The sequence below is a fragment of the Sphingomonas sp. genome, assembly GCF_050725575.1.
Classification (GTDB): Bacteria; Pseudomonadota; Alphaproteobacteria; order Sphingomonadales; family Sphingomonadaceae; genus Sphingomonas.
Window position 1 is genome coordinate 88,740 of record NZ_JBOHHW010000012.1, and the last position, 26,233, is coordinate 114,972.

Annotated in this window: 24 protein-coding genes; 16 read left to right on the forward strand and 8 right to left on the reverse strand. The window is 63.4% G+C overall.

All coding sequences use genetic code 11. The features are described from left to right. Positions 1–12 precede the first annotated feature (12 nt). The 4 genes from ACRECS_RS10730 to ACRECS_RS10745 all read right to left on the reverse strand — a co-directional run bounded on the left by ACRECS_RS10730 (position 13) and on the right by ACRECS_RS10745 (position 4,406). A complete protein-coding gene (locus ACRECS_RS10730) occupies positions 13–876 on the reverse strand; it encodes a hypothetical protein (protein WP_431582957.1) in 864 nt (287 codons plus the stop codon). Positions 877–890: 14 nt separating this feature from the next. After that, positions 891–1,784: an alpha/beta hydrolase gene (locus ACRECS_RS10735; protein WP_431582958.1), complete on the reverse strand. Its 894-nt coding sequence runs from the start codon at positions 1,782–1,784 to the stop codon at positions 891–893. Next, positions 1,784–2,461 (reverse strand): dienelactone hydrolase family protein, encoded by a 678-nt coding sequence (locus tag ACRECS_RS10740; RefSeq protein WP_431582959.1) that lies wholly within the window; start codon positions 2,459–2,461, stop codon positions 1,784–1,786. Before ACRECS_RS10740 ends, ACRECS_RS10735 begins: the two co-directional genes overlap by 1 nt. A 151-nt stretch (positions 2,462–2,612) precedes the next feature. Next, positions 2,613–4,406 (reverse strand): methyl-accepting chemotaxis protein, encoded by a 1,794-nt coding sequence (locus ACRECS_RS10745; protein ID WP_431582960.1) that lies wholly within the window; start codon positions 4,404–4,406, stop codon positions 2,613–2,615. Between the two features lie 171 nt (positions 4,407–4,577). Between ACRECS_RS10745 and ACRECS_RS10750 the strand changes: the two genes are divergently transcribed. From ACRECS_RS10750 to ACRECS_RS10780, 7 genes are all read left to right on the forward strand, one after another. After that, positions 4,578–5,075, forward strand: coding sequence for a hypothetical protein (locus tag ACRECS_RS10750; RefSeq protein WP_431582961.1), 498 nt, complete (start codon positions 4,578–4,580; stop codon positions 5,073–5,075). Positions 5,076–5,192: 117 nt separating this feature from the next. After that, complete coding sequence (locus tag ACRECS_RS10755; RefSeq protein ID WP_431582962.1) at positions 5,193–5,747, forward strand: F0F1 ATP synthase subunit delta; 555 nt, start codon at positions 5,193–5,195, stop codon at positions 5,745–5,747. 3 nt (positions 5,748–5,750) lie between these two features. Then, the gene (gene atpA / locus ACRECS_RS10760; protein ID WP_431582963.1) at positions 5,751–7,280 is read left to right on the forward strand and encodes a F0F1 ATP synthase subunit alpha; all 1,530 of its coding nucleotides are present in this window, start codon (positions 5,751–5,753) and stop codon (positions 7,278–7,280) included. A 213-nt stretch (positions 7,281–7,493) separates the two neighbouring features. Then, positions 7,494–8,375 (forward strand): F0F1 ATP synthase subunit gamma, encoded by an 882-nt coding sequence (locus tag ACRECS_RS10765; RefSeq protein ID WP_431582964.1) that lies wholly within the window; start codon positions 7,494–7,496, stop codon positions 8,373–8,375. A 20-nt stretch (positions 8,376–8,395) separates the two neighbouring features. Next, a complete protein-coding gene (gene atpD, locus ACRECS_RS10770; protein ID WP_431582965.1) occupies positions 8,396–9,925 on the forward strand; it encodes a F0F1 ATP synthase subunit beta in 1,530 nt (509 codons plus the stop codon). 2 nt (positions 9,926–9,927) lie between these two features. Next, on the forward strand, positions 9,928–10,443 hold the full coding sequence (locus ACRECS_RS10775) for a hypothetical protein (protein WP_431582966.1): 516 nt from the start codon (positions 9,928–9,930) through the stop codon (positions 10,441–10,443). Between the two features lie 13 nt (positions 10,444–10,456). Beyond that, positions 10,457–10,711, forward strand: coding sequence for an ATP synthase F1 subunit epsilon (locus ACRECS_RS10780; protein WP_431582967.1), 255 nt, complete (start codon positions 10,457–10,459; stop codon positions 10,709–10,711). 39 nt (positions 10,712–10,750) lie between these two features. Here the strand turns inward: ACRECS_RS10780 and ACRECS_RS10785 are convergent, their stop codons facing one another. Further along, positions 10,751–11,206, reverse strand: coding sequence for a DUF6265 family protein (locus tag ACRECS_RS10785; RefSeq protein WP_431582968.1), 456 nt, complete (start codon positions 11,204–11,206; stop codon positions 10,751–10,753). A gap of 53 nt (positions 11,207–11,259) precedes the next feature. Here ACRECS_RS10785 and ACRECS_RS10790 point away from each other — a divergent pair, with 53 nt between their 5' ends. The 5 genes from ACRECS_RS10790 to ACRECS_RS10810 all read left to right on the forward strand — a co-directional run bounded on the left by ACRECS_RS10790 (position 11,260) and on the right by ACRECS_RS10810 (position 17,643). Beyond that, complete coding sequence (locus tag ACRECS_RS10790; protein WP_431582969.1) at positions 11,260–12,021, forward strand: helix-turn-helix domain-containing protein; 762 nt, start codon at positions 11,260–11,262, stop codon at positions 12,019–12,021. 303 nt (positions 12,022–12,324) lie between these two features. Then, complete coding sequence (locus ACRECS_RS10795; RefSeq protein ID WP_431582970.1) at positions 12,325–13,329, forward strand: phosphatase PAP2 family protein; 1,005 nt, start codon at positions 12,325–12,327, stop codon at positions 13,327–13,329. Between the two features lie 59 nt (positions 13,330–13,388). Continuing rightward, positions 13,389–14,918 carry a CpaF family protein gene (locus ACRECS_RS10800; protein WP_431582971.1) on the forward strand — a complete coding sequence of 510 codons (1,530 nt, stop codon included), beginning with the start codon at positions 13,389–13,391 and terminating at the stop codon, positions 14,916–14,918. A 65-nt stretch (positions 14,919–14,983) separates the two neighbouring features. Then, a complete protein-coding gene (locus ACRECS_RS10805) occupies positions 14,984–16,144 on the forward strand; it encodes an aspartyl protease family protein (protein ID WP_431582972.1) in 1,161 nt (386 codons plus the stop codon). Positions 16,145–16,146: 2 nt separating this feature from the next. Further along, positions 16,147–17,643, forward strand: coding sequence for a hypothetical protein (locus tag ACRECS_RS10810; RefSeq protein ID WP_431582973.1), 1,497 nt, complete (start codon positions 16,147–16,149; stop codon positions 17,641–17,643). Here the strand turns inward: ACRECS_RS10810 and ACRECS_RS10815 are convergent. After that, complete coding sequence (locus ACRECS_RS10815; RefSeq protein ID WP_431582974.1) at positions 17,621–17,824, reverse strand: hypothetical protein; 204 nt, start codon at positions 17,822–17,824, stop codon at positions 17,621–17,623. The genes ACRECS_RS10810 and ACRECS_RS10815 overlap by 23 nt on opposite strands. Before the next feature lie 7 nt (positions 17,825–17,831). Further along, positions 17,832–18,413, reverse strand: coding sequence for a polyhydroxyalkanoate synthesis repressor PhaR (phaR, locus tag ACRECS_RS10820; protein WP_431582975.1), 582 nt, complete (start codon positions 18,411–18,413; stop codon positions 17,832–17,834). Positions 18,414–18,507: 94 nt separating this feature from the next. Between phaR and ACRECS_RS10825 the strand changes: the two genes are divergently transcribed. The 4 genes from ACRECS_RS10825 (at position 18,508) to ACRECS_RS10840 (ending at position 25,183) form a co-directional block, all read left to right on the forward strand. After that, positions 18,508–19,524 (forward strand): alpha/beta fold hydrolase, encoded by a 1,017-nt coding sequence (locus ACRECS_RS10825; protein ID WP_431582976.1) that lies wholly within the window; start codon positions 18,508–18,510, stop codon positions 19,522–19,524. A 36-nt stretch (positions 19,525–19,560) separates the two neighbouring features. After that, a complete protein-coding gene (locus tag ACRECS_RS10830; protein WP_431582977.1) occupies positions 19,561–20,733 on the forward strand; it encodes an acetyl-CoA C-acetyltransferase in 1,173 nt (390 codons plus the stop codon). Positions 20,734–20,909: 176 nt separating this feature from the next. Further along, positions 20,910–24,134, forward strand: coding sequence for a TonB-dependent receptor domain-containing protein (locus ACRECS_RS10835; RefSeq protein WP_431582978.1), 3,225 nt, complete (start codon positions 20,910–20,912; stop codon positions 24,132–24,134). Positions 24,135–24,205: 71 nt separating this feature from the next. Next, positions 24,206–25,183, forward strand: coding sequence for a 2OG-Fe(II) oxygenase (locus ACRECS_RS10840; RefSeq protein WP_431582979.1), 978 nt, complete (start codon positions 24,206–24,208; stop codon positions 25,181–25,183). A 6-nt stretch (positions 25,184–25,189) separates the two neighbouring features. Here ACRECS_RS10840 and ACRECS_RS10845 read toward each other — a convergent pair whose 3' ends face one another. Further along, a complete protein-coding gene (locus ACRECS_RS10845; protein ID WP_431582980.1) occupies positions 25,190–26,221 on the reverse strand; it encodes an alanine racemase in 1,032 nt (343 codons plus the stop codon). Positions 26,222–26,233 lie beyond the last annotated feature (12 nt).

Here is a 26,233-nt window from a genome sequence, read left to right on the forward strand (position 1 = left end):
GGCGGGTCCAGGCTAAGGCCTTGAGCGCGGATTACCGGCATCGCGCTTGGCGGCGAGCGAGCGGGTGATGACAATCTCCGCCAGACGCACGCCCGGGATGAACAGCCCGGCCGCCTCGACCCCGGCATTGATCAGGAATTCGGCATCGACCAGCTTGCCGACATGCTGTTCGAAGGTAGCGCCGCCAATGCGGGTTTCCCCGGTGACGCCATCGAATTCGACCACCGCTTCCTTGCCCTGCCAGCGATAGCGAAAGGCATAGACCGGGCGGTAATAGAGATCGATCAGATGGAGCGAGAGCTTCTCCTCCAATACCCGGTCGGCCTCGATCCGTACGATCGATCCGGCCAGCACGTCGCGTACCAGCATCGACGCCTTGGCCTCGGGCGGGACGACCACGGTGCCGGCCAGCGTCGCCGCCGCCAACCCGTCCGCGTCGGACAGATCGGCGTCGAATTTGAGATGCGCCGACAGCGCGGCATCGGGCGTGCCGCGGATCGCATCGAACAGATACTCCCGCTCCGCCTCGTCGCGGCAATGCTCGACCCCCGAGACAGTGAAGGCGCCCTCGCTGACGGGCCGCAGCGTCCCTTCGAGCATCACCTCCTGGACATTGGCCGCCACCACCACACGATAGTCGCGATTGCGTTCATAGACATGCAGCGCGGTGCAGGCGATGCGCCAGAAGGGCTGCAGCCGCCGTTCGCGATAGACGACCTCGAACTCCTCATCACGCGGCCGGGTGAGGAAACCGGTCAGCTTCGCCATCGTCCCGAACGCCTCGACGCGTTTGGTCCAGGCGCGTCCTTCGGCATGGTCCATCGAGAAGCGGTCGCGCACGACCAGCACCCGCTCTTCGGCCAGTTCGACGTCCATCGCCCCGCTCCGCGCTATTGCGGTGACGAGTTCGACACTGATCCACCGCGATGGTCAAGCGGCGTGCCCGCATCGGGCGGAGATGGCGGCGGCGGCGGGACCGGAAAATGATCCTGCAGCCAGGCGGAGATACGCCGCGTCGCCACCGGCATGTACATCAGGTCGTGTCCTGCGCCACGTTCGAGGGCGAAGGTCGCCGCCGGCTGCGCCCTGGCCAGCGTGCGGCTGTTGCTGACCGGCACCACCGTATCGGCCGTGCCGTGATAAAGCAGGATCGGCGCCGTGACCCGGCCGATCTTGGCGCGATTGTCGAACCGGTCGCGAACCAGGACGGTCGGGATATAGGGATAATGCTGGCCGACCACGCGCGGCAGGCTGGAAAAGCCCGACACGAGGATCAGCCCGCCGACCTTCTTTCGCTTGGCCAGTTCAGTGGCGACGCCCGACCCGAGCGAATTGCCGATCAGGACAATGTCCTTGAGCGGCATGCGGCTATTCTCCAGCCAGTAAAGCCCCGCCGCGCCGTCGCGATAGAGATCCTGTTCGTTCGGCGTGCCCGGATTGCCGCCATAGCCGCGATATTCCGGCAGCAGCACGCCGTACCCCTGAGCGGCAAAGGCACGCGTCGCCGCCTCGCTGCCGTTCAGGTCGCTGCCATTGCCGTGGAAAAACACCAGCGTTGGCCGGCCCGGCCGCGCCGGATGGTAGAACGCGCGCAGGACCAGGCCGTCGCTGGTGGTGAGCGACATGTCCTGAAAACCGGGCCCGGGATCCTCGGCGAGCGTCAGCCCGCCGCCCGGCGCGGGATAATAGAAGACGCGCTGGAAAATATAGAATGCGCCCAATGCCGCCAGATAAAGCGCCAGCACGCTCCCCAGCAGCCACAGCGTGATGCCTCCGATCCGCATCAGCGCGCGTTCGCCTCGAACAATTCGAGCGTCCGTTCCTTGGCCAGATCAGCGCTCGATTCATGATAATCCTTGCGGCGGTCCGAATTGAAGCCGTGCCCGGCTTCATAGATGTGGACGGTCGCATTGGGATGATCGGCGGCAATGACCTTTTCGACGCCGTCCATCGGAATGCCGGTATCGAAGCGCCCGAAGTGCAGGATCACCGGGACTTTGGGCACTTCGCCCGCGGCGCCGGGAATGAGGCTGCCATAATAGCCCGATGCAGCGGCGACATTGTTCATGCGTGTCGCGGCGAACCAGGCGACTGACCCGCCATAGCAATAGCCGACCACGAACACCGGCCCTTTTGGCGCCAGCGCATCGACACAGGTCTGCACATCGGCGAGCGACAGGTCGAACGGGTGAAGCTGGCGCGCCAGTTCGACACCGCGCGCAAGTCCCTCGCCGTCATAACCGGCCTCGAAGCCGGGATGTTCGCGGTCGAACAGCGCGGGGGCAAGCACTTCATAACCGTCGGCGGCATAGTCATCGACCAGGTCGCGGATATGGTCGGTGATACCGAAGATTTCCTGCACCAGAACCAGCCCGCCACGCCGCTCGCCCTCGGGTTGTGCATGATAGACGCCGATCTCGGCGCCGTCGGACATCGTCATCTTTTCCATCTGGCCCGCCATCTCGCACTCCCTTGAACCGGCAAACTCGCGCCCGTGCCGCTCTTGCCAGAGCGATTCACCGGCCGCGGCAATTTGGCAAGAGTCCCCGGATCGATCCCGGACCGGTTCGTCCTATCCTATCGCGTGAGCATTGCCGTGTGGAAAGTGGAGATCAAGCCGCGCGAACATCCGCAATGAGGCGATTGATCTGGCCACGCAGCCTCTCGACCCCGCCGGCCACCCCTTCCGCCGTGGTGGCGACATTTTCCGCGCTGCGCCGCGAGCGTTGGGCACGTTCGCGCAGCACCTGCATATTGGCGGCCGCGTCGGCGGTGCCGTCCTCGACCTCTTCAATCGCCAGGGCGATACGCCGAGTCATGTCGCGCTGCTGTTCGACCGCGCCCGCGACATTCGCCGCCGAACGGTCGAGATCGGCGACCAGGCCATCGACCGACTGGATCGTCGCCAGCACCGTATCGCTGGCCGATCGCACCGCGGCCAGGCGCGATTCGATCCGGCCGGCGGCGAGTTGAGTCTGGCGGGCCAGGCCCTTCACTTCCTCGGCGACGACCGCGAAGCCGCGCCCGGCGTCGCCGGCGCGTGCCGCTTCGATCGTGGCGTTCAGGGCCAGCAAATTGGTCTGGCCGGCGACATCGGCGATCAGGTCGAGGACGTCGGCAATCTCATTGACCAGCGCGCCGAGCGATTCGGCATGGTCGCGGCCGGCGATGGTCCGCATCCGCAACGCGCCCACCCCGGCGCGTGATTCCTGCGCTTCCTCGCTGATATGCTCGATTGCGGCGGTCAGGGCAGTGCCCGACTGCGCGATGGTCCGCGCGCTCATCGCGCTTTGTTCGGCAAGCGCTGCGGTGGCAAGCGCATGATGCTCGGTCGTGCCGGCCTCGCCCGACATGACCCCCGCAGTCTCACGCAGCGCCGGCCCGGCCGAGGCGAGCTGAGTGACCACGGCCCCGGCTTGCTGTTCGAAGGCGGTGAACAGCGCCTCAAGCAGCGCAGCCCGCCTGGCGCGCGCCGCATGTTCCTCGACCTGCGCACGGTGCAGCGCTTCGGCGCTGCGGCGCGATTCCTCGCTCAGTCGGCGCGCCTCGCCCGAGCGGGTGCGGGCAAAGGCAAGCGCACGCGCGATCTCGCCAATTTCGTCGGTACGATCGAGCCCGGGAATGTCGCTATCGTCGCGGTCGAGCGTGATGGCGCGCGTTGCCGCGGCGATTTGCGCCAGCGGCCCTTCGACCCGCTGCTTGAGCATGCGCATTCCCCAGAATGCCGTCAGCGTCGCGAGGATCGTAACCAGCGCCACGATGACATAAGCCAGGGCAAAGCCGCGTTCGAGCGCGGCACGTTCGCGCAAGGCATCCTCGCGCAGCTGGGTGATCAGCGAATCGCTGGCCACCGTCATCGGATCGATCGCGGCATAGAGCGCGCCGCTGACGAAGAAATCGAGCTGTTCGAGACGATTGTCGCGCAGCATCTGCAGCAGCCGGTCGATCGCGAGATTCGCGCCGACGCGCGCGCCTTCGACCCGGGCGACCTTGTCGGCGTGGCGGGCATCGAGCGGGCGGTCGCGAAACGACTGCCAGCTTGTCCTGATATCCGAGCGCGCGGCCTCGATCGCGCCGATCGCACCGGCGGCCGACAGATTGCCGCTCTGCACCTTGTGTGCGGTCAGCAATGCCGTGGCGTAGGAGCTGTTGACGCGCTGCAGCTCGCCGATCGGATAAAGCCGGTCGAGAATCAGCGCGCGGACCCCGCCGCTGGTACCGAGCGTCGTGCCAAGCAGCGCCATCGCGAGCAGCGCCTGGATCGCGAGCAAGGCCCAGACGATCTGGCGCAATTGCGTCCGGATGCTGCCGGAGCTCCCTCTCCAGCGCGCGGACAGGCGCGCAACTGGCCCGGAAAACGACCGGAAAAGGAGGAATTGCGCGGCGGGGAGATGCGGTCGGTTCATGCCCGCCCTATGATCCGCCAGACACCAACAGATGGTTAAGAGTTTGTTACACTTTAATGAAATGCAGCATTAAGTTCGGTGTCCCGGTACCGACCACCGGGACAGGCCGGCGCGCCGCTTGATGACCCGGAGGACAATCGTCATGCTCCCCGTAAACGGGGGGCTCAAGACATGCCTATTCGACAGACCATAGTCGCGAGGATCCCTCTGACGCTCCCGCTCGTCGTTCTAATAGGCGGCTGCACCGCCAATACACGTACATCGGAAAATGAGATCGCCACGCTCACCGCGAAGGCGGAGCGGGCGTGCCTGTGCGAGCGGCGCGACGGGCCAAAGGGCAAGCCCGCGTGCTGGGCATCGTTCGAGAAAGCGATCGCCAGCAAGAAGGCCACGGAATCGGAGTCTCTGTGCCATCCGACGTGGACCACCGACCGAATCTGGTCGGAGGAAGGCGAAGGGAAGAGTGTGACGACTTACTATCATGCCGCGGTCAGTCATCCGCCTGAAGTGATTCTCTGCACACCGGGCGAGGCAAAGACTTTCGAAGATGCGCTGACAGCCGGATCACCCGATGATCCCGAGACAAGCAGGCGCGCAGACAAGATCGCCCGCGACATCGTCACCGGACAATCGACCGCCACAGCAAGCGGCAGACCCATGTGCAGTTAAGGTCGAACTTGCATCTGCGGGAACCCAATGCTAACCGCGCGGCGACCCATATGGGGGGCCGATTCCGGCCCTCTTTTCATATGGCCTGAAACCCGTTCCAACGAGGAATTCGACTCCGTGGAGACATCCGGCGGCATACAAGCGAGCTTAAGCGGACGTTATGCGACCGCATTGTTCGAGCTCGCGCGTGACGGCAAGGCAATCGACGCGGTCGAGGCAAGCCTGGGTCGCGTCCGCGCTGCACTCGACCAGTCGGACGATTTTGCACGGCTGACCACCAACCCGCTGCTGTCGCGGATCAATGCCGGCAAGGGCGTTGCCGCCGCGGCCGACGTGATCGACGTTGACGACACGACCAAGAAATTCCTCGGCGTGCTGGCGCAGAATCGCCGCCTCGGCGAATTGCCCGCAATCATCCGTTCGTTCCGCGCACTCGCGGCGAATCATCGTGGCGAAACGACCGCAGAGGTCGTCTCCGCCCACCCGCTGACCGACGATCAGGTCGACGCGCTGAAGGATCAGCTGCGCGCCCGTGTCGGACGTGACGTTTCGGTCGACCTGTCGGTCGATCCATCCCTGCTTGGCGGGCTGGTCGTGAAGATCGGTTCGCAGATGATCGATTCGTCGATCAAGACCCGTCTCAATACTCTCGCGCACGCGATGAAAGGCTGACCCATGGATATCCGCGCCGCTGAAATTTCGAAGGTCATCAAGGACCAGATCGCTTCGTTCGGCTCCGAGGCACAAGTTTCCGAAACCGGCCGCGTGCTGTCGGTCGGCGACGGCATTGCGCGCATTCACGGGCTCGACAACGTCCAGGCGGGCGAAATGGTCGAGTTCTCCAATGGCGTGCAGGGCATGGCGCTCAACCTCGAGGCCGACAATGTCGGCGTCGTGATCTTCGGCACCGATTCGGAGATCAAGGAAGGCGACGTCGTCAAGCGCACCGGCACGATCGTCGACGTTCCCGTCGGCAAGGGCCTGCTCGGCCGCGTTGTCGATGGTCTCGGCAACCCGATCGACGGCAAGGGCCCGATCGTCAGCGACCTGCGCAGCCGCGTCGAAGTCAAGGCGCCGGGCATCATCCCGCGCCAGGGCGTCAACGAGCCGGTGCAGACCGGCCTGAAGGCGATCGACGCGCTGGTCCCCGTCGGCCGCGGCCAGCGCGAGCTGATCATCGGCGATCGCCAGACCGGCAAGACCGCCGTCGCGATCGACACCTTCATCAACCAGAAGGCCGCGCATCAGGGCACCGACGAGAGCCAGAAGCTCTATTGCATCTATGTCGCGGTCGGCCAGAAGCGCTCGACCGTCGCGCAGATCGTCCGCGCGCTCGAAGAAGCCGGCGCGATGGAATATTCGATCGTCGTCGCCGCCACCGCGTCGGAGCCGGCCCCGCTGCAGTTCCTCGCACCCTATACCGGCTGCGCGATGGGCGAATATTTCCGCGACAATGGCATGCACGCGCTGATCGTCTATGACGATCTGTCGAAGCAGGCGGTCGCGTACCGCCAGATGTCGCTGCTGCTGCGCCGCCCGCCGGGCCGCGAAGCCTATCCCGGCGACGTGTTCTATCTCCACTCGCGCCTGCTCGAGCGCGCCGCGAAGATGAACGCGGACAATGGTTCGGGCTCGCTCACCGCGCTGCCGATCATCGAAACCCAGGCGGGCGACGTGTCGGCGTACATTCCGACCAACGTGATCTCGATCACCGACGGTCAGATCTTCCTCGAAACCGACCTGTTCTTCGCCGGCATCCGTCCCGCGATCAACGTCGGCCTTTCGGTCAGCCGCGTCGGTTCCGCCGCGCAGACCAAGGCGATGAAGAAGGTGTCGGGCTCGATCAAGCTCGAGCTCGCCCAGTACCGTGAAATGGCCGCGTTCGCGCAGTTCGGCTCGGATCTGGACGCCTCGACGCAGAAGCTGCTCAACCGCGGCGCGCGCCTGACCGAGCTGCTCAAGCAGGCCCAGTATCAGCCAATGCCGTTCGAGGAGCAGACCGCGTCGATCTTCGCCGGCACCAACGGCTATCTCGACACCGTGCCGGTCGATGCCGTGGTTCGCTACGAGCAGGCGATGCTCGCCGATCTGCGCGCCAATCATGCGGCCGTCCTGACCGATATCCGCGAGAAGCGCGACCTGTCGAAGGAAACGACCGAGGCGCTGAAGAGCGCGCTCGCGGCGTTCGGCAAAACGTTCGCGTGATTGGGATGAGCCCCCGTTTGACGCTTGTGGCCTGGCATTTGCTGGGCATGGCGCTTTGGGCGGCCTTTATCATCTCGGCTCTCTCGAGCGGTTTTTCGAGCACCTCCGGAGTGTGGTTCATCGGGGCTTGCTTAGCTCACTTGGCAGCAGGCCAAATCGTGATCGAACCACGGCTGAAAAAACTCATTTCTGAACGGAAGACTCAATAAGCCAATGGCTAGTTTGAAAGCTCTCAAGCTCCGCATCGGCTCAGTGAAGTCGACGCAGAAGATCACCAAGGCGATGAAGATGGTCGCCGCCGCGAAACTGCGCCGTGCGCAGGAAGCGGCGGTCGCCGCGCGTCCCTATGCCGAACGGCTGGAGCGCGTGATGGCCAGCCTGGCGTCGAAGGTCAGCGTGAGCGAATCCTCGCCCAAGCTGCTCGCCGGCACCGGCAAGGATCAGGTTCATCTGCTGATCGTCGCGACCTCCGAACGGGGTCTGGCCGGCGCGTTCAATTCGAACATCGTCCGCGCCGCGCGCCGCAAGGCCGAGGAGTTGATCGCCCAGGGCAAGACGGTGAAATTCTACCTCGCCGGCAAGAAGGGCCGCGTGCTGCGCCGCTTCTATCCGACGATGATCCTGCACGATCATGAGCAGGGTCAGATCAAGAATGTCGCGTTTTCCGATGCGCGCGCCGTCGCTGACGATGTGATCGCTCGCTTCGAGGCGGGCGAGTTCGACATCGCCCATCTGTTCTACGCCAAGTTTCAGTCGGCGCTGGTGCAGGAAGCCGCCGGCCGCCAGATCATTCCGGTCGCGATCGACACCGATGCGGCGCCGGTCGCCGATGGCGGTGCCGCCGTGACGTACGAGCCCGATGAGGAATCGATCCTCGCCGATCTGCTGCCGCGCAACGTGGCGATCCAGGTGTTCGGTGCGCTGCTCGAAAACGCCGCGTCGGAACAGGGCAGCCGCATGACCGCGATGGACAATGCCACGCGCAATGCCGGCGACATGATCAATCGCCTTACGATCCAGTACAACCGCACCCGCCAGGCCGCGATCACGACCGAGCTGGTGGAAATCATCTCCGGCGCTGAAGCGCTCAAGTAATTCGATACGAGGAAGAGAAGATGGCAACCGCCCCTACCGCCGAGAAGCCCGCCCGCAAGCCGCGCGCGACCAAGGCCGCTGCACCGACCGCTTCGACGGCATCGGTCGCATCGGGCAGCAATGTTGGCCGCATCAGCCAGGTCATCGGCGCCGTCGTCGACGTGACCTTCGAGCAGGACAAGCTGCCCGCCATTCTCTCGGCGCTTGAGACCGACAATAACGGCAACCGTCTGGTGCTCGAAGTCGCTCAGCATCTCGGCGAGAACACGGTCCGCGCGATCGCGATGGACTCGACCGAGGGTCTGACCCGCGGCCAGGCGGTGACCGACACCGGCTCGCAGATCCGCGTGCCGGTCGGCCCGAAGACGCTCGGCCGCATCCTCAACGTGATCGGCGAGCCGATCGACGAGCGCGGCCCGGTCGGCCACACCGACACGATGCCGATCCACGCACCGGCGCCTTTGTTCGTCGATCAGTCGACCGAGAGCGCGATCCTGGTTACCGGCATCAAGGTTATCGATCTGCTTGCGCCTTATGCGAAGGGCGGCAAGATCGGCCTGTTCGGCGGCGCCGGCGTGGGCAAGACCGTGCTGATCCAGGAACTGATCAACAACATCGCCAAGGGCCATGGCGGCACCTCGGTGTTCGCCGGCGTCGGCGAGCGCACCCGCGAGGGTAACGATCTGTACCACGAATTCCTCGACGCGGGCGTTATCGCCAAGGACGCCGACGGCAACCCGACCCCGGAAGGGTCGAAGGTGGCACTGGTGTTCGGCCAGATGAACGAGCCGCCCGGCGCCCGCGCGCGCGTCGCGCTGTCGGGCCTGACCATCGCGGAATATTTCCGCGACGTCGAAGGCCAGGACGTGCTGTTCTTCGTCGACAACATCTTCCGCTTCACCCAGGCGGGCTCGGAAGTGTCGGCACTGCTCGGCCGTATCCCGTCGGCGGTGGGCTATCAGCCGACCCTGTCGACCGACATGGGCGCGCTGCAGGAGCGCATCACCTCGACCAACAAGGGTTCGATCACCTCGGTGCAGGCGATCTACGTGCCGGCCGACGATTTGACCGATCCGGCGCCGGCCACCTCGTTCGCTCACTTGGACGCGACGACCAACCTCAACCGCGCCATTTCCGAACTGGGCATCTACCCGGCGGTCGATCCGCTCGACTCCACGTCGCGCGTGCTGACCCCGGCGATCGTCGGCCAGGAGCATTACGACACGGCCCGCCGCGTCCAGGAGACGCTGCAGCGCTACAAGTCGCTGCAGGACATCATCGCCATTCTCGGCATGGACGAGCTGTCGGAAGACGATAAGCGTACCGTCAGCCGCGCGCGGAAGATCCAGCGCTTCCTGAGCCAGCCGTTCCACGTCGCCGAGGTGTTCACCAACATCCCGGGCAAGTTCGTGCAGATCGAAGACACGGTGAAGAGCTTCAAGGCCGTGGTCGATGGCGAATATGACCATCTGCCTGAGAGCGCCTTCTACATGGTCGGTGGCATCGAGGAAGCGGTCGCCAAGGCCGAGAAGATGGCGCAGGACGCTTAAGCATGGCGTTGGGCCGCCCAATCTTGATCGCTGCACTCGCATCAACCCTGGTTGCGGCGCAAGACGCGCCGCCACCGGATCGCGCGGTCGATGTTAAGCGCGCCGTGTTCGACCTTTGTCCCAAAATTCTCGCGGGCAACGTGTCGCTCGACGATCCAACTCAACTAGCCGCAATCGGCTACAAGGGCACACCACCGCGCGACACGCCGGGCGGGAGAATCCCGCGCGCGGAGACGGGCGAAGGTGCGACCAAAATCGTGATCGCCGGTCATGGCGGGAATAACCCGTCCTGCGGAGTTTGGTTCGGAGGGCCGGACAACAGGGAACGTGTTGGCGAGATGCTAACCGAAGCGGGCAAACTAGGCTACGGCGTCAGCCCGCCAGCATCTCTGGGCGACGGCACGATGATCCTCAAAGTATCGCGGAAATCACCCGCCAGTTCTTTTGCGGTGATCATGGCGGATGCGGGCGGCGAATTTGGCGGCCATCCGGCCACCACGATTACGTATCTGAACTAGAAAGACTTTTGTGATGCCCCTGCACTTCGAACTCGTCACCCCTGAAAAGCTCGTCCGCTCGGAGGACGTGTATATGGTCGTCGTCCCCGGCACCGAGGGCGACTTCGGCGTGCTCGAAGGCCATGCGCCGGTCATGTCGACGATCCGCGACGGCGCGCTGGCGATCTATCGCACCGAAAAGGGCGAGCCCGAGACGATTGCGATCGAGGGTGGGTTCGCCGAGGTCAATGCCAATGGGCTGACCGTGCTGGCCGAACGCGCCGCCTGACGCCGCCACCGCTCTCCAATCGGGAGGGCGGCTACATCATCACATCGGGGTGTAGCTCCAGCGCATCGGCTTGCTGCCATCAGCAAGCGAAATTTCTGCGTTGAGCGCCTTGCCGTCGCGCCAATAGCGGATACGTTGCGGATAATCATGCGCCGGGTTGGCGAAGACGATCTCGCTCGCCCCTTGCGACACCATCGGGAAGGCAACGCGAGCCGCCCCTTGCGGTGAGGCCCAGAAGACCGGCTTGCCGCCGGCGTCGGGCAGGATCTGATTGGCTTCCCACGACTGGAGCGACTCCCCTGCCCCGCTGCGGCCCGATCCGAGCATCATGCCGGCACGCACCGGCGTCCAGCATTCCTCGACCCATTTCTGCTCCGCCTTCATGATCCAGCAGCCGGCCAGCCAGCCCGGCGGCCCCTTGGCAGCCGGCTCAGCGGCAATGCTGGCGGCGCCACCCAGAGCCAGTGCGGCACATATCGCGATCATCCGGCGCATCATCCGTCTCCCCTACATGTCGTTGCCAGTCTAACGGTTGCACTGCGGCTGGCTTGAACCGACGCGACATGGAATATGGCACGATGCGCTACGCCGAACAGCCCCTGCCAGACGCGTTGACCGGGCTGGTCGCGGCGATCTGGACAATGGCCGGTGACGGTGAGCCCGGCGAGTGGATCGATCATGATGCGACACCCGATGGCTGTATTGAGGTGATCCATAGGCTGCATGGCCGCTCGATCTGGGGCGAAGAGCAGCCGGCACTGTTCGTCACTGGACTGAGCCAGGTGCCGGTGCGGTTCCGGATCAGCGGTGATGCCGGGTTTCTCGGGCTGAGGCTCTGGCCATGGGCGTGGGAGATGCTCGGCGGCACACCCTGCCCCGATTTTGCCGATGGCTGGAGCGCGCTGAATGCCGACAGCAAGGCGGGGGCGCTGGTAATGAACCCGGATAGCGTCCTGGCCGATGTGACCGCGGCATTCGCGGGAGCTGTGCCCCATCCGATCGGATCGCGGGTATTGAGTGCGACACGGGTCGAGGACATCGTCCGGGCCAGCGGCTGTTCGCACCGCACGGTGCAGCGCTGGTTCGAACGCAGTGTCGGCATCACACCGCGCGGCTATTTGCGCCTGATCCGTTTCCACCGCGCGATGGTGGAGGTCGCGGCGCCAACGACGCTGGCGGATCAGGCAGCAAAAGGCGGCTTTGCCGATCAGGCGCATATGGCGCGCGATTTCCGCCGGCTCGCCGGGGTCGCACCACGGACCGCACGCAACCGTGCGGTCGGCCCGTTCCTGCCTGGTGATTCCACCTAAAGCATCATGGGTTCAATCCGCGTCGCTCATGTTGAGCGGCGGGCGATCAATAGATTAACTATTTGATATATAATAATATTATAGAGAGTCGACTTATCCCGACAGCGGACTGAGATACGACACAACCGGTGTCCCATATCTCCCCCCGCTCACCCTTGGTCCTGTCGCCGGCGAGGACGATTCAACCTTCACGCAGGATCCGGCATGTCACTGCTTGCCGGATTACCCCGGCGAGCTCTGACGGTCAGAACGAATTCGAAATGAATTTACCAATTTTCAACATCGTTTTTGCAAAGTGAACCCATGAGCGGGACCGAGCTATGGCAAAGCGGACGATCGATCCTGCATGGCGCGCTGGCGTTCCAGGCCGCCGTCCTCGTCCTTTCCTATATCATCGCCGGCTTGACGATCGATCTGCTGAGCATCGCGCTGATCCTGCTGCCGCTCTTCGTCTGCGCAGGGGTCGCGTTTGCCTATCGCAATCGCACCGACGCGCCCAAGCTTGCCGTTAGCGCGGAGGCGGCGGCGATCCTGCTGACCATGTTGTCGTTGGGCACGTTGATCACCTACGCCGCCGGTGCGGCCAGTTTTCCTTTTGCCTATAGCGACGCTGAGCTCCATGCCGCCGATCTCAAGATTGGTTTCGACTGGCTCAGCTATGCGAGGACGATCAACGAGTATCCGCTGCTCTGCTGGATCCTCAAACTCGCCTATAACTCCTTCAACCTGCAGCCGCTGCTGCTCCTCGCGGCGCTGATCCTGGCCAATCAGTTCGCCAGGCTGCGTGTCTTCCTGCTGGCGATGTTCATCGCGCTCGCGGTGACCAGCATCATCTTCATCTTCTTCCCGGCGATTTCCGCTTATGGCCATTTCGGCGCGGCCGCGCGGCAATTGACCGTGATCTATCCGCCGGAAGGCGATGTTCACATTACCATCCTGAAGCAGCATATCGCGTTCCTGGAAGGGCTTCGCGACGGCAGCTTCCGGCAGGTGAGCGCGCAGACGTTGACCGGACTGATCACCTTTCCCAGTTTCCATGCCGTTGTGGCCTGCCTCTTCATGTGGGCCGCCTGGACCGTGCGCGGTTTGCGCACAGCGGCACTGGTCACCAATGTGCTGATGCTCGCCGCCTCTCCGCTGTTCGGCGCGCATTATCTGGTCGATCTGTTCGCGGGAGCGGCGGTCACCACTTTCTCGGTCATTCTGGCCAGTGCGATCTATGCGCGCGAAGCCGTCTCGCCGTCTCAATACCTGCCACGCCTGGTGCGGTTCGGCCGGCGGACGGGAAATGCCGGGGTCGCCGGTTAGCTAATTGTCAAAGCTTGGCGATTAAGCATCTCATTCCAAGCATGAGGGATTGTTAAGGCATGAGCGCATTTGGGCGTCGTCCAGGGGTAGGAGGGTCCACGACCAGCAATCGGCCCGCGTTCGGTGTCGCGCGCCCGATGCAGGGCGGCGCGGCACGTCCGGCCGAACCCGAGATCGGCGGCGAGCAATTCCCGCCCCTGCCCATGCCCGGCGAAACCGACGGCCAGCCGGCGGGCAACATGCCGGGCGTCAATCAGGATGCAATGCAGCGCCTCGCCGACCGCCAGTCCGCCTCGGGCGAAGCCGGCAACAGCCGGGTCGAGGGTTTCGAAAGCTCGATTCACAAGATCAAGGAACAGGTGCTGCCGCGCCTGCTCGAGCGCGTTGATCCGGAGGCGGCCGCGACGCTCGACAAGAATGAACTGGCCGAAGAATTCCGCCCGATCATCGGTGAAGTGCTCGCCGAACTGAAGCTCACGCTCAATCGTCGCGAGCAGTTCGCGCTTGAAAAAGTGCTGGTCGACGAGCTGCTTGGTCTCGGGCCGCTCGAGGAATTGCTCGCCGATCCGTCGATCACCGACATCATGGTCAACGGCCCGGAGCAGACCTATGTCGAGCGCAAGGGGCAGCTGGTTCTCGCCAACATCCAGTTCCGCGACGAGGAGCATCTGTTCCAGATCGCGCAGCGCATCTGCAATTCGGTCGGCCGCCGCGTCGACCAGACCACGCCGCTAGCCGATGCCCGCCTGAAAGACGGGTCGCGCGTTAACGTGATCGTGCCGCCGCTGTCGCTTCGCGGCACCGCGATCTCGATTCGTAAATTCTCCGCCAAGCCGATCACGCTCGACATGATGGCCGGTTTCGGGTCGATGAGCCCGAAAATGGCCACCGCGCTGAAGATCGCCGGGGCAAGCCGCTTCAACGTGGTCATCTCGGGCGGTACCGGTTCGGGCAAGACGACCATGCTCAACGCCCTGTCGAAGATGATCGACCCGGGCGAGCGCGTGCTGACGATCGAGGACGCGGCCGAACTTCGCCTGCAGCAGCCGCACTGGCTGCCGCTCGAAACGCGGCCCGCCAATCTCGAGGGTCAGGGCGAAATCTCGATCCGCGACCTGGTCAAGAACGCGCTGCGTATGCGGCCGGACCGCATCATCCTGGGCGAAATTCGCGGCGCGGAATGTTTCGACATGCTCGCGGCAATGAATACCGGCCATGACGGCTCGATGTGTACGCTCCACGCCAACTCCCCGCGCGAAGCACTCGCGCGTATGGAAAACATGGTGATGATGTCGGACATCAAGGTGCCGAAGGAAGCGATCAGCCGGCAGATCGCCGATTCGGTCGAACTGATCATCCAGGTGAAGCGTCTGCGCGACGGTTCGCGCCGCGTGACCAATGTCACCGAGGTGATCGGCATGGAAGGCCCGGTGATCGTCACGCAGGAATTGTTCAAGTTCGAATATCTCGACGAAAGCGCTGACGGCAAGATCCTCGGCGAGTATCGCTCGATGGGCTTGCGCCCCTATACGCTTGAAAAAGCACGGCAGTTCGGCTTCGATCAGGCGTTCCTCGAGGCCTGTCTGTAAACAGCGCCCACATTAGGCGCGTAAAGCCTTTTCTCTGGGTGGTTTATGCGGCTACGGCAGCGCGGATGCGGAGTCTCGCTGCCCTCTTGCTGCTGCTGCTGACTGCAGCCACGCCACCCGCCGATATCCTCGCGCGCGACGCCGAGGTGCGGTGGGTGCCGTTCGATTTGACGCCGGGCAACCAGATTCGCTTCACGCTCATGGTTGATGGCAAGCCGGTCAGCGCGATTCTCGATACCGGGGTCAGCTACTCGGTATTATCGCGCGCCTATGTCGATGCGGCCAAATTGAAGGTGCGCAGCGGCGGCAGCGCCAATGCGATCGGCGGCATGGTCCCGCTGGGCTGGATCGACACACAGTCGATCACTTTGGGTGGCCTGACCCGGACGGGGGGCAGCATCAGCGTTGCCACCCTGCCCGCGACCGCGACGGGTAGCGCGAGGCCGATCGAGATGCTGGTCGGGCGCGACCTGACCGCGGATTATGCGCTCGACATCGATTACGACACACGGCGCTTTCGCCTGCTTCCCTCCGGCCGGATGCCGTTCAAGGGGGCGAGCGCGCCGCTGACGGTATCGCGCGACCGGCTGGTCTATGTCAGCGAGACGACGGTCAATGGACGGCGACTGCGGCCGATGATCGTCGACACCGGCGACGGCAACAGCGTCACTCTGTCGTCCGAGGCCTGGACGTCCACTGCGATGGTCCCGACGGCGCGCACATCGACCATATCGTTCGGCCTGGGCGGGCCGATCGTCACTGACCTGATCATCGTACCCGAACTGCGCACCGGCGCATTGGTTGCCCCCTATGTTGATGTGCAGATCGAACAGAAAGGCGGCTTTTCCCACGCCATGGGCATGGCCGGCCGGATCGGGTCGGGCTTCCTGCAGAAATATCGCGTGCTGCTCGATCCAAAGGCCGGCCATATGGTGCTGGCACCAGGCGCGCAGGCGCGCGCGCCGACCATGCGATCGACCAGCGGGCTGCTGGTAACCGCCGAAAGCGACCGGTTGAAAGTCCTGCATGTGATGCGCGGCGGGCCGGCGGAGCGCGACGGTTGGCACGTCGGCGATATGATCTGCGTCATCGATGGAACGCCAGTGCCCGACAATTATCCATCCAGTCCGATTGCGACCTGGTCGATCGGTGTCCCGGGGCGGGTCGTTGCGCTCGACCTGTGCGACGGGACGCGCCGCAACCTGACGCTGCGGCATTTCTACTGACCATGGTCCTGCCGATCGCCTCGCGCTGGAAAACGGCGGCGCTGCTGTTGCTCGTCGCGCTGGCGCTGCGCATATGGGATTTCGGCAATCCCATCATCCATGTCGATGAGCAATTCTACCTGCTGGTCGGCGACCGCATCCTGCAGGGCGACATACCCTATATCGACATCTGGGACCGCAAGCCGATCGGCCTGTTCCTGCTGTTCGCCGCGATCCGCCTGCTGCCGGGCGACGGTATTCTCGCCTATCAGATCGTAGCGACCCTATTCGCGGCGGCGACGGCATGGGTGGTTGATCGGGGCGCGTTGCGGCTCGGCGCTGCGCGGACCGGCGCGCTGGCGGCGGCGATCGCCTATCTGATCTGGCTGTCCCTGCTCAACGGGCGTGGTGGGCAATCGCCGGTATTCTACAATCTGTTCGTCGCCATCGCGGCGTTGCTCACCCTGCGCCTTCCCGCCCTGGCCGAGGCGGGTGCACAGCGTGCGATCCTGAGCAATGGATTGATCGCCTGCCTGCTGGGCGGGGTCGCAATCCAGATGAAATACACGCCGGCGATTGAGGGCATGTATTTCGGCCTGGCCCATTTATGGTTCCTGCGCCGCGCCGGCGCCAGGCTGCCGGTGATAGCCGGCGCCGGTCTGGCCTGGATCAGCATGGGGTTGTTGCCGACACTGCTCGCGATCGGCGGTTATGCCTGGATCGGGCCGGACGCGCTGCGGGCCTTCTGGTTCGCCAATATCACCTCGATCGCACTGCGTCCCGGCTATCCGATCGATCAGATCGCGATGCGGCTGCTGGGCATCGTCGCGCAGCTATCGCCGCTCATCGTGGCCGCCGGAATCTCCTGGCGCTGGCGCCGGCGGTTCGGCCTGGCCGGGGAAAGCGCGATCATCGCCTGGGGCTGGCTCGGTGCCGCGCTGATCGGCTTTTGCGCGATCGGGGCCTATTTTGATCATTATGCCCTGCCGCTGATCGCGCCGCTCGCGCTGGTCGCGGCCCCGGCGCTGGGACGGTCGCCCCGGATCATGGTCGGCGCGCTGGGCCTGGCGATGCTGTTGTTCGTGATCAGGCTGGCCATGCAGCCACGCAATGCCGAAGGCGCACGCGAAGTCGCCGCGATCGTCAAGGCGAACAGCGGCACCGAATGCCCGTGGGTCGCGATCGGCGATACCATCACCTATCGTCTGGCCGATACCTGCCTGCCGACCGCCTATGTCTTCCCCAATTTGCTGCTCTACGCGACCGAGCAGGGCGCGATCGGAATCGACGAGGCGGCGGAGGTCCGGCGCATCATCGCCACACACCCGCCCGTGATCGTCACCTCGTCACGCTCGCTGAACATCTGGAACCGGGCCAGCTTCAGCGCGGCCAAATCCGCGCTGCGCGCCGATTACCGCCTCGTCTTCAGCACGCCCCGCGACGAGTATCGCACGTTGGTCTATCTGCGCCGCGATCTGACGTACAAACGCGGGACCGTTAGTCATGAAGCGCCAAAATGACGAAGATTGCGGCCGCAATCAGCGCGAGCATTTGAAGCGTCGGCCAATCGAGCAGCCCCACACGATCGAGATCGGCGCGGCGCTTGCGGCGGCGATCACCCAGTCCGGCGATAAGCGCCACCAGCACGGCAACAATGGCGGCACCCCAGAAGGGGGCCGCCGGCGATTCGAACCATGCCATTGTCAGATCAATGATCGAGTTTTTCGATCTTCTCGTTCAACCGGGTCAGCTCGGCCTTGAGCGCGGCAATCTCATCATCCTTGCTCGCCGCCGCCGCGGCAGCGGGTGTTTCGGCCGCAGCGGCAGCCGCCTTGGCGCCGGCCGAGCCAGGCTTGAACGCGGCGGTTGCGGCCTCGAACATCGCCATGTTGCGTTTGGCGATTTCGGCAAAGGGCGAATTGGCGAACGCGCCTTCAACCGCAGTCTTGAACTGTTCATGGTTACGGCGGAAGCTGTCCATCGACGCCTCCAGATAGCCCGGCACCATTGCCTGCATCGAATCGCCGTACATCGCGATTAGCTGGCGCAGGAAATTGACCGGCAACATCGTCTGGCCGCGCGATTCCTCTTCCATGATGATCTGGGTCAGCACGTTGTGCGTGATGTCTTCGTCGGTCTTAGCGTCGACGACCTTGAAATCGCGACCTTCGCGCGTCATCGCGGCAAGGTGCTCAAGCGTGATGTAAGACGAGGTCTCGGTGTTATAGAGACGACGGTTCGCATATTTCTTGATGATGACGGGGCCGTCGCCCGGTGTCTGCTTCTTCATGGGAAAGGTCCCCGCCCAAGTGGTTGGCTCACCTGTAACACCCTTTAATGCCGCACCGCAACACGGCCCGCGGCCGTTACCCTTGTTTCTGGAGATGTTGCGCAGCGAAACCGCAACATCGCCCGAGCGGCGTGAACAGGCGCTGACCGGACTGCGCGCCTATCAGGCAGCCGAGCGCGGCAAGCGGCGCAAGGCGGCTCCCATGCGCTATCGCAAGGGCCGGGCGCGATTGCGCGACTATGGGCCGAAGGGGCAAGGCCGAGAGGCCGGCGGTCGCCCGGTGGTCGTGATTCCATCACTGATCAATCCGCCCTTCATCCTCGACCTGGCGCCTGATATTTCGCTGCTGCGCTGGCTCGCCGCGCAGGGCTTTCATCCCTATCTCCTCGACTGGGGATCGCCCGGGCCGGAAGCGCGCGACATGAACGTGACCGCACATGTCGAACAATTGTTGCTGCCGCTGATCGCAAAGTTCGCCGAGCCGCCGGTATTGATTGGCTATTGCCTGGGCGGGACGATGGCGCTCGCCGCTGCCTGTGCCGCACCGGTGGCAGGACTTGCGCTGATCGCGGCACCGTGGCGCTTCGATGGATTCAGCGGAAGGGCACGCGCCGACATCGCCGAGTTGTGGCGAGCCGCGCGGCCGACCTGCGATGCGATGGGGCTGGTGCCGATGGAGGTGCTGCAGGCCGGCTTCTGGCGGCTCGATCCAGCGCGCACGATTGCAAAATACGAAGCATTCGCAGCGATGGACCCGGACAGTGCCGGTGCGCGGACATTCGTCGCAATGGAGGATTGGGCCAATGCCGGCGCGCCCCTGCCCTTCGCGGCCGGCGAGCAGATGTTCGACCAGTTCATCGGCGGCAATATGACCGGGCGCGGCGAATGGCACGTCGGCGGCCTGACGGTCGATCCGGCAAGCCTCACTTGCCCGGCGATCGATTTCGTGTCGCTAAGCGACCGCATCGTGCCGGCGGCCAGCGCCGCCGATCTGCCCGACCGGCGCGACCTCGGTGCGGGCCATGTCGGGATGATCGTCGGACGCGGCGCACGGATGCAATTGTGGGAGCCGCTGGCGGACTGGATTACTGCTCTGCCCGCGCCTAGATAGCGCCCACAATATCTGACTTGCCCGAAGGAGTTCTCCATGACCGACATCGTCATCACCGCCGCAAAGCGTACTCCCGTGGGTAGTTTCCTGGGCGCATTTGGGGCGGTCCCGGCGCATGAGCTCGGCCGCATCGCGATCGAGGCGGCGCTGGAGCAGGCTGGCGTCGACGGTGCTGACGTGTCGGAAGTGATTCTCGGCCAGGTGCTGACCGCTGCACAGGGCCAGAACCCGGCGCGCCAGGCATCGATGGCAGCCGGCGTGCCGAAGGAAATCCCGGCCTGGGGTGTCAACCAGGTGTGCGGATCGGGCCTGCGTGCGGTGGCGCTGGCGGCGCAGGCGATCGCGACCGGCGACGCGACCATCGTCGTGGCCGGCGGCCAGGAATCCATGTCGCTCAGCGCGCATGCGCAGAATCTGCGTGGCGGACAGAAGATGGGCGACCTCGCCCTGGTCGACACGATGGTCAAGGACGGGCTGACCGACGTGTTCAACGGCTATCACATGGGCATCACCGCTGAGAATCTCGCCGAACAATATCAGGTGACGCGCGGGCAGCAGGACGAATTCTCGGTCCGCTCGCAGAACCTTGCCGATGCGGCGCGCTCCTCGGGTCGCTTCCGCGACGAGATCGCTCCCGTCACGGTCAAGGGACGCAAGGGCGATACGATCGTGTCAGACGACGAATATATCCGCAGCGGCGTGACACTGGAGAGCGTGTCGGGCGTGAAGCCGGCGTTCAAGAAGGATGGTACGGTTACCGCGGCAAATGCCAGCGGTCTCAACGACGGCGCTGCGGCGCTGGTGCTGATGAGCCGCGAGGAAGCCGAGAAGCGCGGTTCGACCATCCTGGCGACGATCAGGAGCTGGGCGTCGGCCGGTGTCGATCCGTCGATCATGGGTATCGGCCCGGTCCCGGCAACGCGCCGCGCACTGGAAAAGGCCGGCTGGACTCTTGGCGACCTCGACCTGATCGAGGCGAACGAGGCGTTCGCGGCCCAGGCGCTGTCGGTCGGCAAGGAGCTCGGCTGGGACGCGGACAAGGTCAACGTCAATGGCGGCGCGATCGCGATCGGCCATCCGATTGGCGCAAGCGGCGCGCGCGTGCTGACGACGCTGATCTACGAAATGCAGAAGCGCGATGCGAAGAAGGGCCTGGCAACACTCTGCATCGGCGGTGGGATGGGCATCGCCATGTGTATTGAGCGTTAATGTTTGTGTCTCGAACATGTACGGGTTGTGGCATTTTCGCTACAGGCCTGTTGAAATAGACACGGATGGCTACCTGAACCGCTGATTAACATTGTGCGATGTGAAGGCCTCGGCAAAACATCGCATCATGCTGCGCAAGCTGCTGCTCGCGCTTTTTTTTCGGGGGTTCCGATCATATGTTGAAAACTCGCCTTTTGGCCGCCACGGCGCTCGCCGCCGGCGCCTTTGTATTTCCAAATGCTGCTTTTGCGCAGACCGCGCCCGCGGAACAGATTGCCAGCGAACCAGCGACTGATCAGGCCGAAAGCGAAGAGGCGATCGTCGTTACCGGATCACGCATCCGGCGCCCGAATCTCGAATCGACGGTGCCAATCACGTCCATTTCCGGCGAACAATTCTTTCAGCAGGGTCAAACCAACATCGGCGATACGCTGAACGACCTGCCTCAGCTCCGCAGCACCTTTGCCCAGCAGAATCCTGGCCTTGGTATCGGCATCGGCGGTCTGAACCTGCTCGATCTCCGCGGCCTGGGTACTCAGCGCACACTGGTGCTGGTCAATGGCCGCCGCCATGTTGCCGCCGATATTCTGAACAATGCGGTGTCGCCTGACATCAATACCATTCCGAACGACCTTATTGAGCGGGTCGATATCGTCACCGGCGGCAGTTCAGCCATTTACGGATCGGACGCCATTGCGGGCGTCGTCAACTTCGTACTGCGCCGCGACTATAACGGGCTGCAGGTTCGCGGTCAGGCGGGCGTCGCTGAAAAGGGCTTTGGCGGCAACCAGTACCTTTCGGCGATGTACGGCAAGAATTTCGACAGCGGCAAAGGCAACATCACGCTCCATGCCGAATATGCGCGCGCGGACCGCGTCTATGCCTCCGACATTCCGGCGTTTCGTCGTCAGGATGCTTTCGGTGTCGTCGACGCCGATGGCGGGGCGGGCATCGTAAACGGCGGTGACGGATTCCCCGACCGCACGTTCATCCGCGACATCCGCAGTGCGTCCATCCACTATAACGGCCTGGTCCCGATCGTTCAGCCGGGAGGTGCCGGGGCTCTTTGCGGAATCGGTACCGCCGCAACGAATGGCGGTCCGAACCACACTGGCACACCTTATAACTGTACCTACATCTTCAACGATGCCGGTCGCCTGACTCCCCAGACGGGGCAGCGTTACGGTGCCGGCATCATTGGTGGCATCGCCGGCGGCAATGGTCAGACCGGTCGCGAAGGCAATCTTTTGTCGGTATTACCGTACACCGAACGCTATAACTTCAATCTGCTCACTCATTATGAGTTCAGCCCGGCGGTCGAAGTGTTCCTCGAAGCAAAGTGGAACCGGGTCAATGCGGTCGGCAACAACGCTGGCCCGACAGGTATCCAGGGAACGTTCGGCCAGTTCGACTATCGCGAACGCTTCCGTCTCGATAACCCGTTTCTCAACGCTCAGGACAGCACAACGCTTCGCAACGCGATTCTGACATCGGGTTTCAATACCGACCTTTTGGCGCGCACGGCATTGACGCCAGCGGACGTCACCGCACTCAACAATGGTAGCTATCGTTTCGTCAACGCTCGGTCCTTGACCGATGTCGGCAATCGCGATGAACATTTCCAACGCGATACCTATCGCTTCGTCGCCGGTCTTCGCGGCACATTCAATGATGATTGGAGTTACGAACTCTCGGCGAACTACGGGAAGTTCAAGGAAAATATTACCACGACCGGCTTTATCGACCGGCAGCGTTTCATGCTCGCGCTCGACGCCGGCCGTAATCCTGTTACCGGGCAAATTCAGTGTCGGTCGCAATATGACCCCGCCTCCGCGTTGCCGATTCAGCGTACCGATGACGTTTCCAACGCGATCGCGGCTCGTAACGCGGCACGCCTTGCGGCCGATATCGCGGCGTGCGTGCCCTATAATGCCTTTGGTGCGCCCGATAACAGCGCGTCGATCAATTATTTCAGCCGTACATTCTCCAACCGCTCCAGCCTCGACCAGCTCGTTCTTTCGGGATACGTGTCCGGCGATCTGAGCCAGCTTTTCGAACTGCCCGGTGGCCCAGTGCGCTTCGCATTGGGCGCCGAGTATCGGCGGGAAAATGCCTCCTATACTCAGGATCCATTCGTGACCGACGGTTTCACGAACGGTGTTTCCATTCCCTCTTTCAAAGCGAAAGCTTTCGAAGTGAAGGAAGCTTACGGCGAACTCCAGCTCCCGTTGATCAAGGATCAGCCCCTCTTCCATGAGCTGACGATCAGCGCTGCGGGACGCGTTGCAAAGTATCAGGGCGATGTAGGCACGGTCTATTCCTACAATGCCGGCGCTGATTGGGCACCGATTCCCGACGTCCGATTCCGCGGCAACTTCAGCCGCGCGGTTCGTGCACCCAACGTGTCGGAAACCGGCTTCCCGCTTGTGCCGAACTTCGCACCGAATTTCGTGGATCCTTGTAACCCTTCAGCGCGCGGCGCGGGGGTTCGCGCGGCCAATTGTGCGGCGGATCTGGGGGCGCTCCTCACTCAACTGAATGATGTCACGCAGTCGCTCGCGATCGTGAGTGGCAGCAACCCGAACCTTGAAGCGGAAACGTCGGACTCGCTGACACTCGGTGCGGTTTTCCAGCCGCGTTTTCTCCGCGGCTTCAACCTGTCCGTCGATTATTATAACATCAAAGTTAAGAACATTATCGTGTCGCTCACCGCTCAGGCGATCGTGAACAACTGCTACGACTCTGCGACACTCAACAACGTGTTCTGCGGACAGTTCACGCGGTTCCGCGGTTCGGGCACTGGTCCTGCTGGTGAAACGCCGGGCCGCATCCTGGGCAATTCGCTGATCTCGGCTCCAGTGAACTTCGCAAGCCGCCAGCGGAAAGGTATCGACGTCAATCTGTCCTACCGCACCGAACTGGGCCCGGTGAAGCTCAACGCGAACCTGATCTACACCCACAACCTGAAGATCAGCAATTACCAGGACCCGATCAACCCGAACTTCGAGAACCGCGTCCTTGGTGAACTGGGCGATCCGAAGGATGAGTTCCGGTTGGACCTGGACGGACAAATCGGAGCGTTCACGCTGGGCTACCGCATGCGGTATATCGGTCCGATGTACCTCGACACTTACGAGAATTTGTACAGCTTGAACGGTCTGCCGCCGGCGAATATCGACTATGCCGATGTCGATACCTATCCAGCGGTCTTCTATCACGACCTGCGCTTCAGTGTGGATGTCGCCAAGGATTCCACTGGCAAGAATCTGAATCTCTACTTCGGCGTCGATAACATGCTGGACAAGCAGCCACCCTTCGGCAGCACGGCGACCGGCGCGAATACCGCGATTTACAACTTCCGCGGACGCAACTTCTACGCCGGGTTCCGCGCCCGCTTCTAAACCGCGATATTAGTTGATAACTTGGGGGATGAGGGCTTGCCCTCGTCCCCTTTCTTTTAAGGTTTTCCGCCGTGAGCTCGGATGCCGTGAAGTCAGCCTATGATGCTCTGGCCGCAGGCGAAGCGAGCCAGGCGGAGGCGCTACTTCGATCGGCCGGCAATCACGGTGATCCAGACGCCCTTTTCGAGTTTGCATGCTGGTATCTCGCGGGCGACAAATTGCCGCGCAATCTTCCAATGGCCAGAGGCCTGCTGAAACGCGCTGTCGAGATCGGGCATGTCGATGCGGCGCTGATGGACATAGCATTCACCGCCAACGGAACCGGTGGATCGATCGATTGGCAAGGGGCCGTTTCTCTGCTCGAAAGCGCATCGAAATCAGATGCCCTCGCCGCACAGCATCTGGAACTGCTCACTGCGATGTCGCTCGATGAGCATGGCGCGCCACTTGCGATTGCCGACGGGCAACTTCTGAACAGCGATCCGAAGATCAGGCATATTCCCGGATTCTGCTCGCCGATCGAGGCGGCTCATATCGTGTCGATCGTGCTGGGCAGCCTGGAGCCTGCGACGGTCCTTGATCCGGTGAGCGGCAAGCAAATTGCCCATTCTATCCGGACGGCCGACTACGCTACTGTTGGGCCGGCAGAGGAATCGCTGGTTGTTCAAGCGATCAATCGGCGGATTGCAGCCGCAACCGGAACCGCCGTGTTCCAAGGCGAACCAACGTCAGTGATGCGGTACGGAATCGGGCAGCAATACCGGCTTCATATGGATGCGCTGCCGGTGGCAACCAATCAGCGGATTACGACTGCAATCCTCTACCTCAATCATGGTTTCACTGGCGGTCAGACCATTTTCCCCCAGCTAGATCTCATCATTACCCCGCATATCGGTGATCTTCTGATATTCGACAACGTCGATACACTTGGCCGCCCCGAACAACTGAGCCGCCACGCGGGTTTGCCCGTGACTGCCGGCACCAAATGGATTGCCACCCGCTGGATTCGCGAGAAAAGCTACAACCCCTGGACAGACTACGGAAAGTGATCGATCTTATTGCCACCTCCGCTGGTAGCGATTCCCCAGTCCGGTCAGCAATTCATATTGCGACATGCCACTCGCCGCGGCCGCTGGCGGCAGCGCGTAATCGAGTGCCACCCAGTCGCCCTCGGTCAGGGCAGGCAGCGCCGAGACATCGATCGCGACGAGATCCATTGACACGCGGCCGAGCACCGGCAGGCGCACATCCATGGACAATGCGCTACCCCTGCTCGAAAAGCCGCGGAAATAGCCATCGGCATAGCCGAGATTGAGGATCGCGACCTCCAGGTCGGTGGGTGTGGTGAAGGTCGCGTTATAGCCGATCGATGCGCCAGCCGGCACGCGGCGGCGCTGCAGGATCTGCGCCTCGGGCGTAACCACCTGGCGGATCACGCCGGCAAATTCGGGCCGAGGAATGCCGCCGTACAACGCAAGGCCGGGGCGAGTGAGATCGAAGGCATAACTGGCGCCAAGCGCGATGCCGGCCGAATTGGCCAGGCTCATGCGCCGCGCAGCGATACGCTCGGCCAGCCCGGCAAACGAGGCACGCTGCCGCTCGTTCATCGCGTGATCGTCGTCAGCGCAGGCCAGGTGGCTCATCAACGTCTCGACCTGCAGCCCATCCAGCAGGCCGGCCATAACATCGTCGACCGACACGCCGAGGCGATTCATGCCGGTGTCGACCATCACATCGCATGGGCCGCCATTGCGCTGCTTCCAGCGCGCAACCTGGCCCTGGGTGTTGAGCACCGGCCGGGCGTATCCTTCTCCGGCAAGCGCCATATCCTCTTCACGGACACCGTGGAAAACCGATACCTGCACGCCAAGCGCAGTAAGCGGCGCCACCTCGGCCCATGTAGCGACGAAGAAGTCGCGGCACCCGGCATCGGCAAGCCGTTTCGCTACCTCGACCGCACCCAGGCCATAGCCGTCGGCCTTGATCGCAGCACCGCATGCTGCGCTGCCGCTCAGCGTGGCGAGCGCGCGCCAGTTGCTGACCAAAGCGGTGGAATCGAGGCTTAAGCGTGAAGGCGCGTTCGTCATGCCCCAGCGGTT

What these genes read in the sequence shown, in the direction of transcription:
- ACRECS_RS10730 (WP_431582957.1), bottom strand. Translation starts at nt 876, where the DNA reads ATGGACGTCGAACTGGCCGAAGAGCGGGTGCTGGTCGTGCGCGACCGC.
- ACRECS_RS10735 (WP_431582958.1), bottom strand. Translation starts at nt 1,784, where the DNA reads ATGCGGATCGGAGGCATCACGCTGTGGCTGCTGGGGAGCGTGCTGGCG.
- ACRECS_RS10740 (WP_431582959.1), bottom strand. Translation starts at nt 2,461, where the DNA reads ATGGCGGGCCAGATGGAAAAGATGACGATGTCCGACGGCGCCGAGATC.
- ACRECS_RS10745 (WP_431582960.1), bottom strand. Translation starts at nt 4,406, where the DNA reads ATGAACCGACCGCATCTCCCCGCCGCGCAATTCCTCCTTTTCCGGTCG.
- ACRECS_RS10750 (WP_431582961.1), top strand. Translation starts at nt 4,578, where the DNA reads ATGCCTATTCGACAGACCATAGTCGCGAGGATCCCTCTGACGCTCCCG.
- atpA (WP_431582963.1), top strand. Translation starts at nt 5,751, where the DNA reads ATGGATATCCGCGCCGCTGAAATTTCGAAGGTCATCAAGGACCAGATC.
- ACRECS_RS10765 (WP_431582964.1), top strand. Translation starts at nt 7,494, where the DNA reads ATGGCTAGTTTGAAAGCTCTCAAGCTCCGCATCGGCTCAGTGAAGTCG.
- atpD (WP_431582965.1), top strand. Translation starts at nt 8,396, where the DNA reads ATGGCAACCGCCCCTACCGCCGAGAAGCCCGCCCGCAAGCCGCGCGCG.
- ACRECS_RS10775 (WP_431582966.1), top strand. Translation starts at nt 9,928, where the DNA reads ATGGCGTTGGGCCGCCCAATCTTGATCGCTGCACTCGCATCAACCCTG.
- ACRECS_RS10780 (WP_431582967.1), top strand. Translation starts at nt 10,457, where the DNA reads ATGCCCCTGCACTTCGAACTCGTCACCCCTGAAAAGCTCGTCCGCTCG.
- ACRECS_RS10785 (WP_431582968.1), bottom strand. Translation starts at nt 11,206, where the DNA reads ATGCGCCGGATGATCGCGATATGTGCCGCACTGGCTCTGGGTGGCGCC.
- ACRECS_RS10795 (WP_431582970.1), top strand. Translation starts at nt 12,325, where the DNA reads ATGAGCGGGACCGAGCTATGGCAAAGCGGACGATCGATCCTGCATGGC.
- ACRECS_RS10800 (WP_431582971.1), top strand. Translation starts at nt 13,389, where the DNA reads ATGAGCGCATTTGGGCGTCGTCCAGGGGTAGGAGGGTCCACGACCAGC.
- ACRECS_RS10805 (WP_431582972.1), top strand. Translation starts at nt 14,984, where the DNA reads ATGCGGAGTCTCGCTGCCCTCTTGCTGCTGCTGCTGACTGCAGCCACG.
- ACRECS_RS10810 (WP_431582973.1), top strand. Translation starts at nt 16,147, where the DNA reads ATGGTCCTGCCGATCGCCTCGCGCTGGAAAACGGCGGCGCTGCTGTTG.
- ACRECS_RS10815 (WP_431582974.1), bottom strand. Translation starts at nt 17,824, where the DNA reads ATGGCATGGTTCGAATCGCCGGCGGCCCCCTTCTGGGGTGCCGCCATT.
- phaR (WP_431582975.1), bottom strand. Translation starts at nt 18,413, where the DNA reads ATGAAGAAGCAGACACCGGGCGACGGCCCCGTCATCATCAAGAAATAT.
- ACRECS_RS10825 (WP_431582976.1), top strand. Translation starts at nt 18,508, where the DNA reads ATGTTGCGCAGCGAAACCGCAACATCGCCCGAGCGGCGTGAACAGGCG.
- ACRECS_RS10830 (WP_431582977.1), top strand. Translation starts at nt 19,561, where the DNA reads ATGACCGACATCGTCATCACCGCCGCAAAGCGTACTCCCGTGGGTAGT.
- ACRECS_RS10835 (WP_431582978.1), top strand. Translation starts at nt 20,910, where the DNA reads ATGTTGAAAACTCGCCTTTTGGCCGCCACGGCGCTCGCCGCCGGCGCC.
- ACRECS_RS10845 (WP_431582980.1), bottom strand. Translation starts at nt 26,221, where the DNA reads ATGACGAACGCGCCTTCACGCTTAAGCCTCGATTCCACCGCTTTGGTC.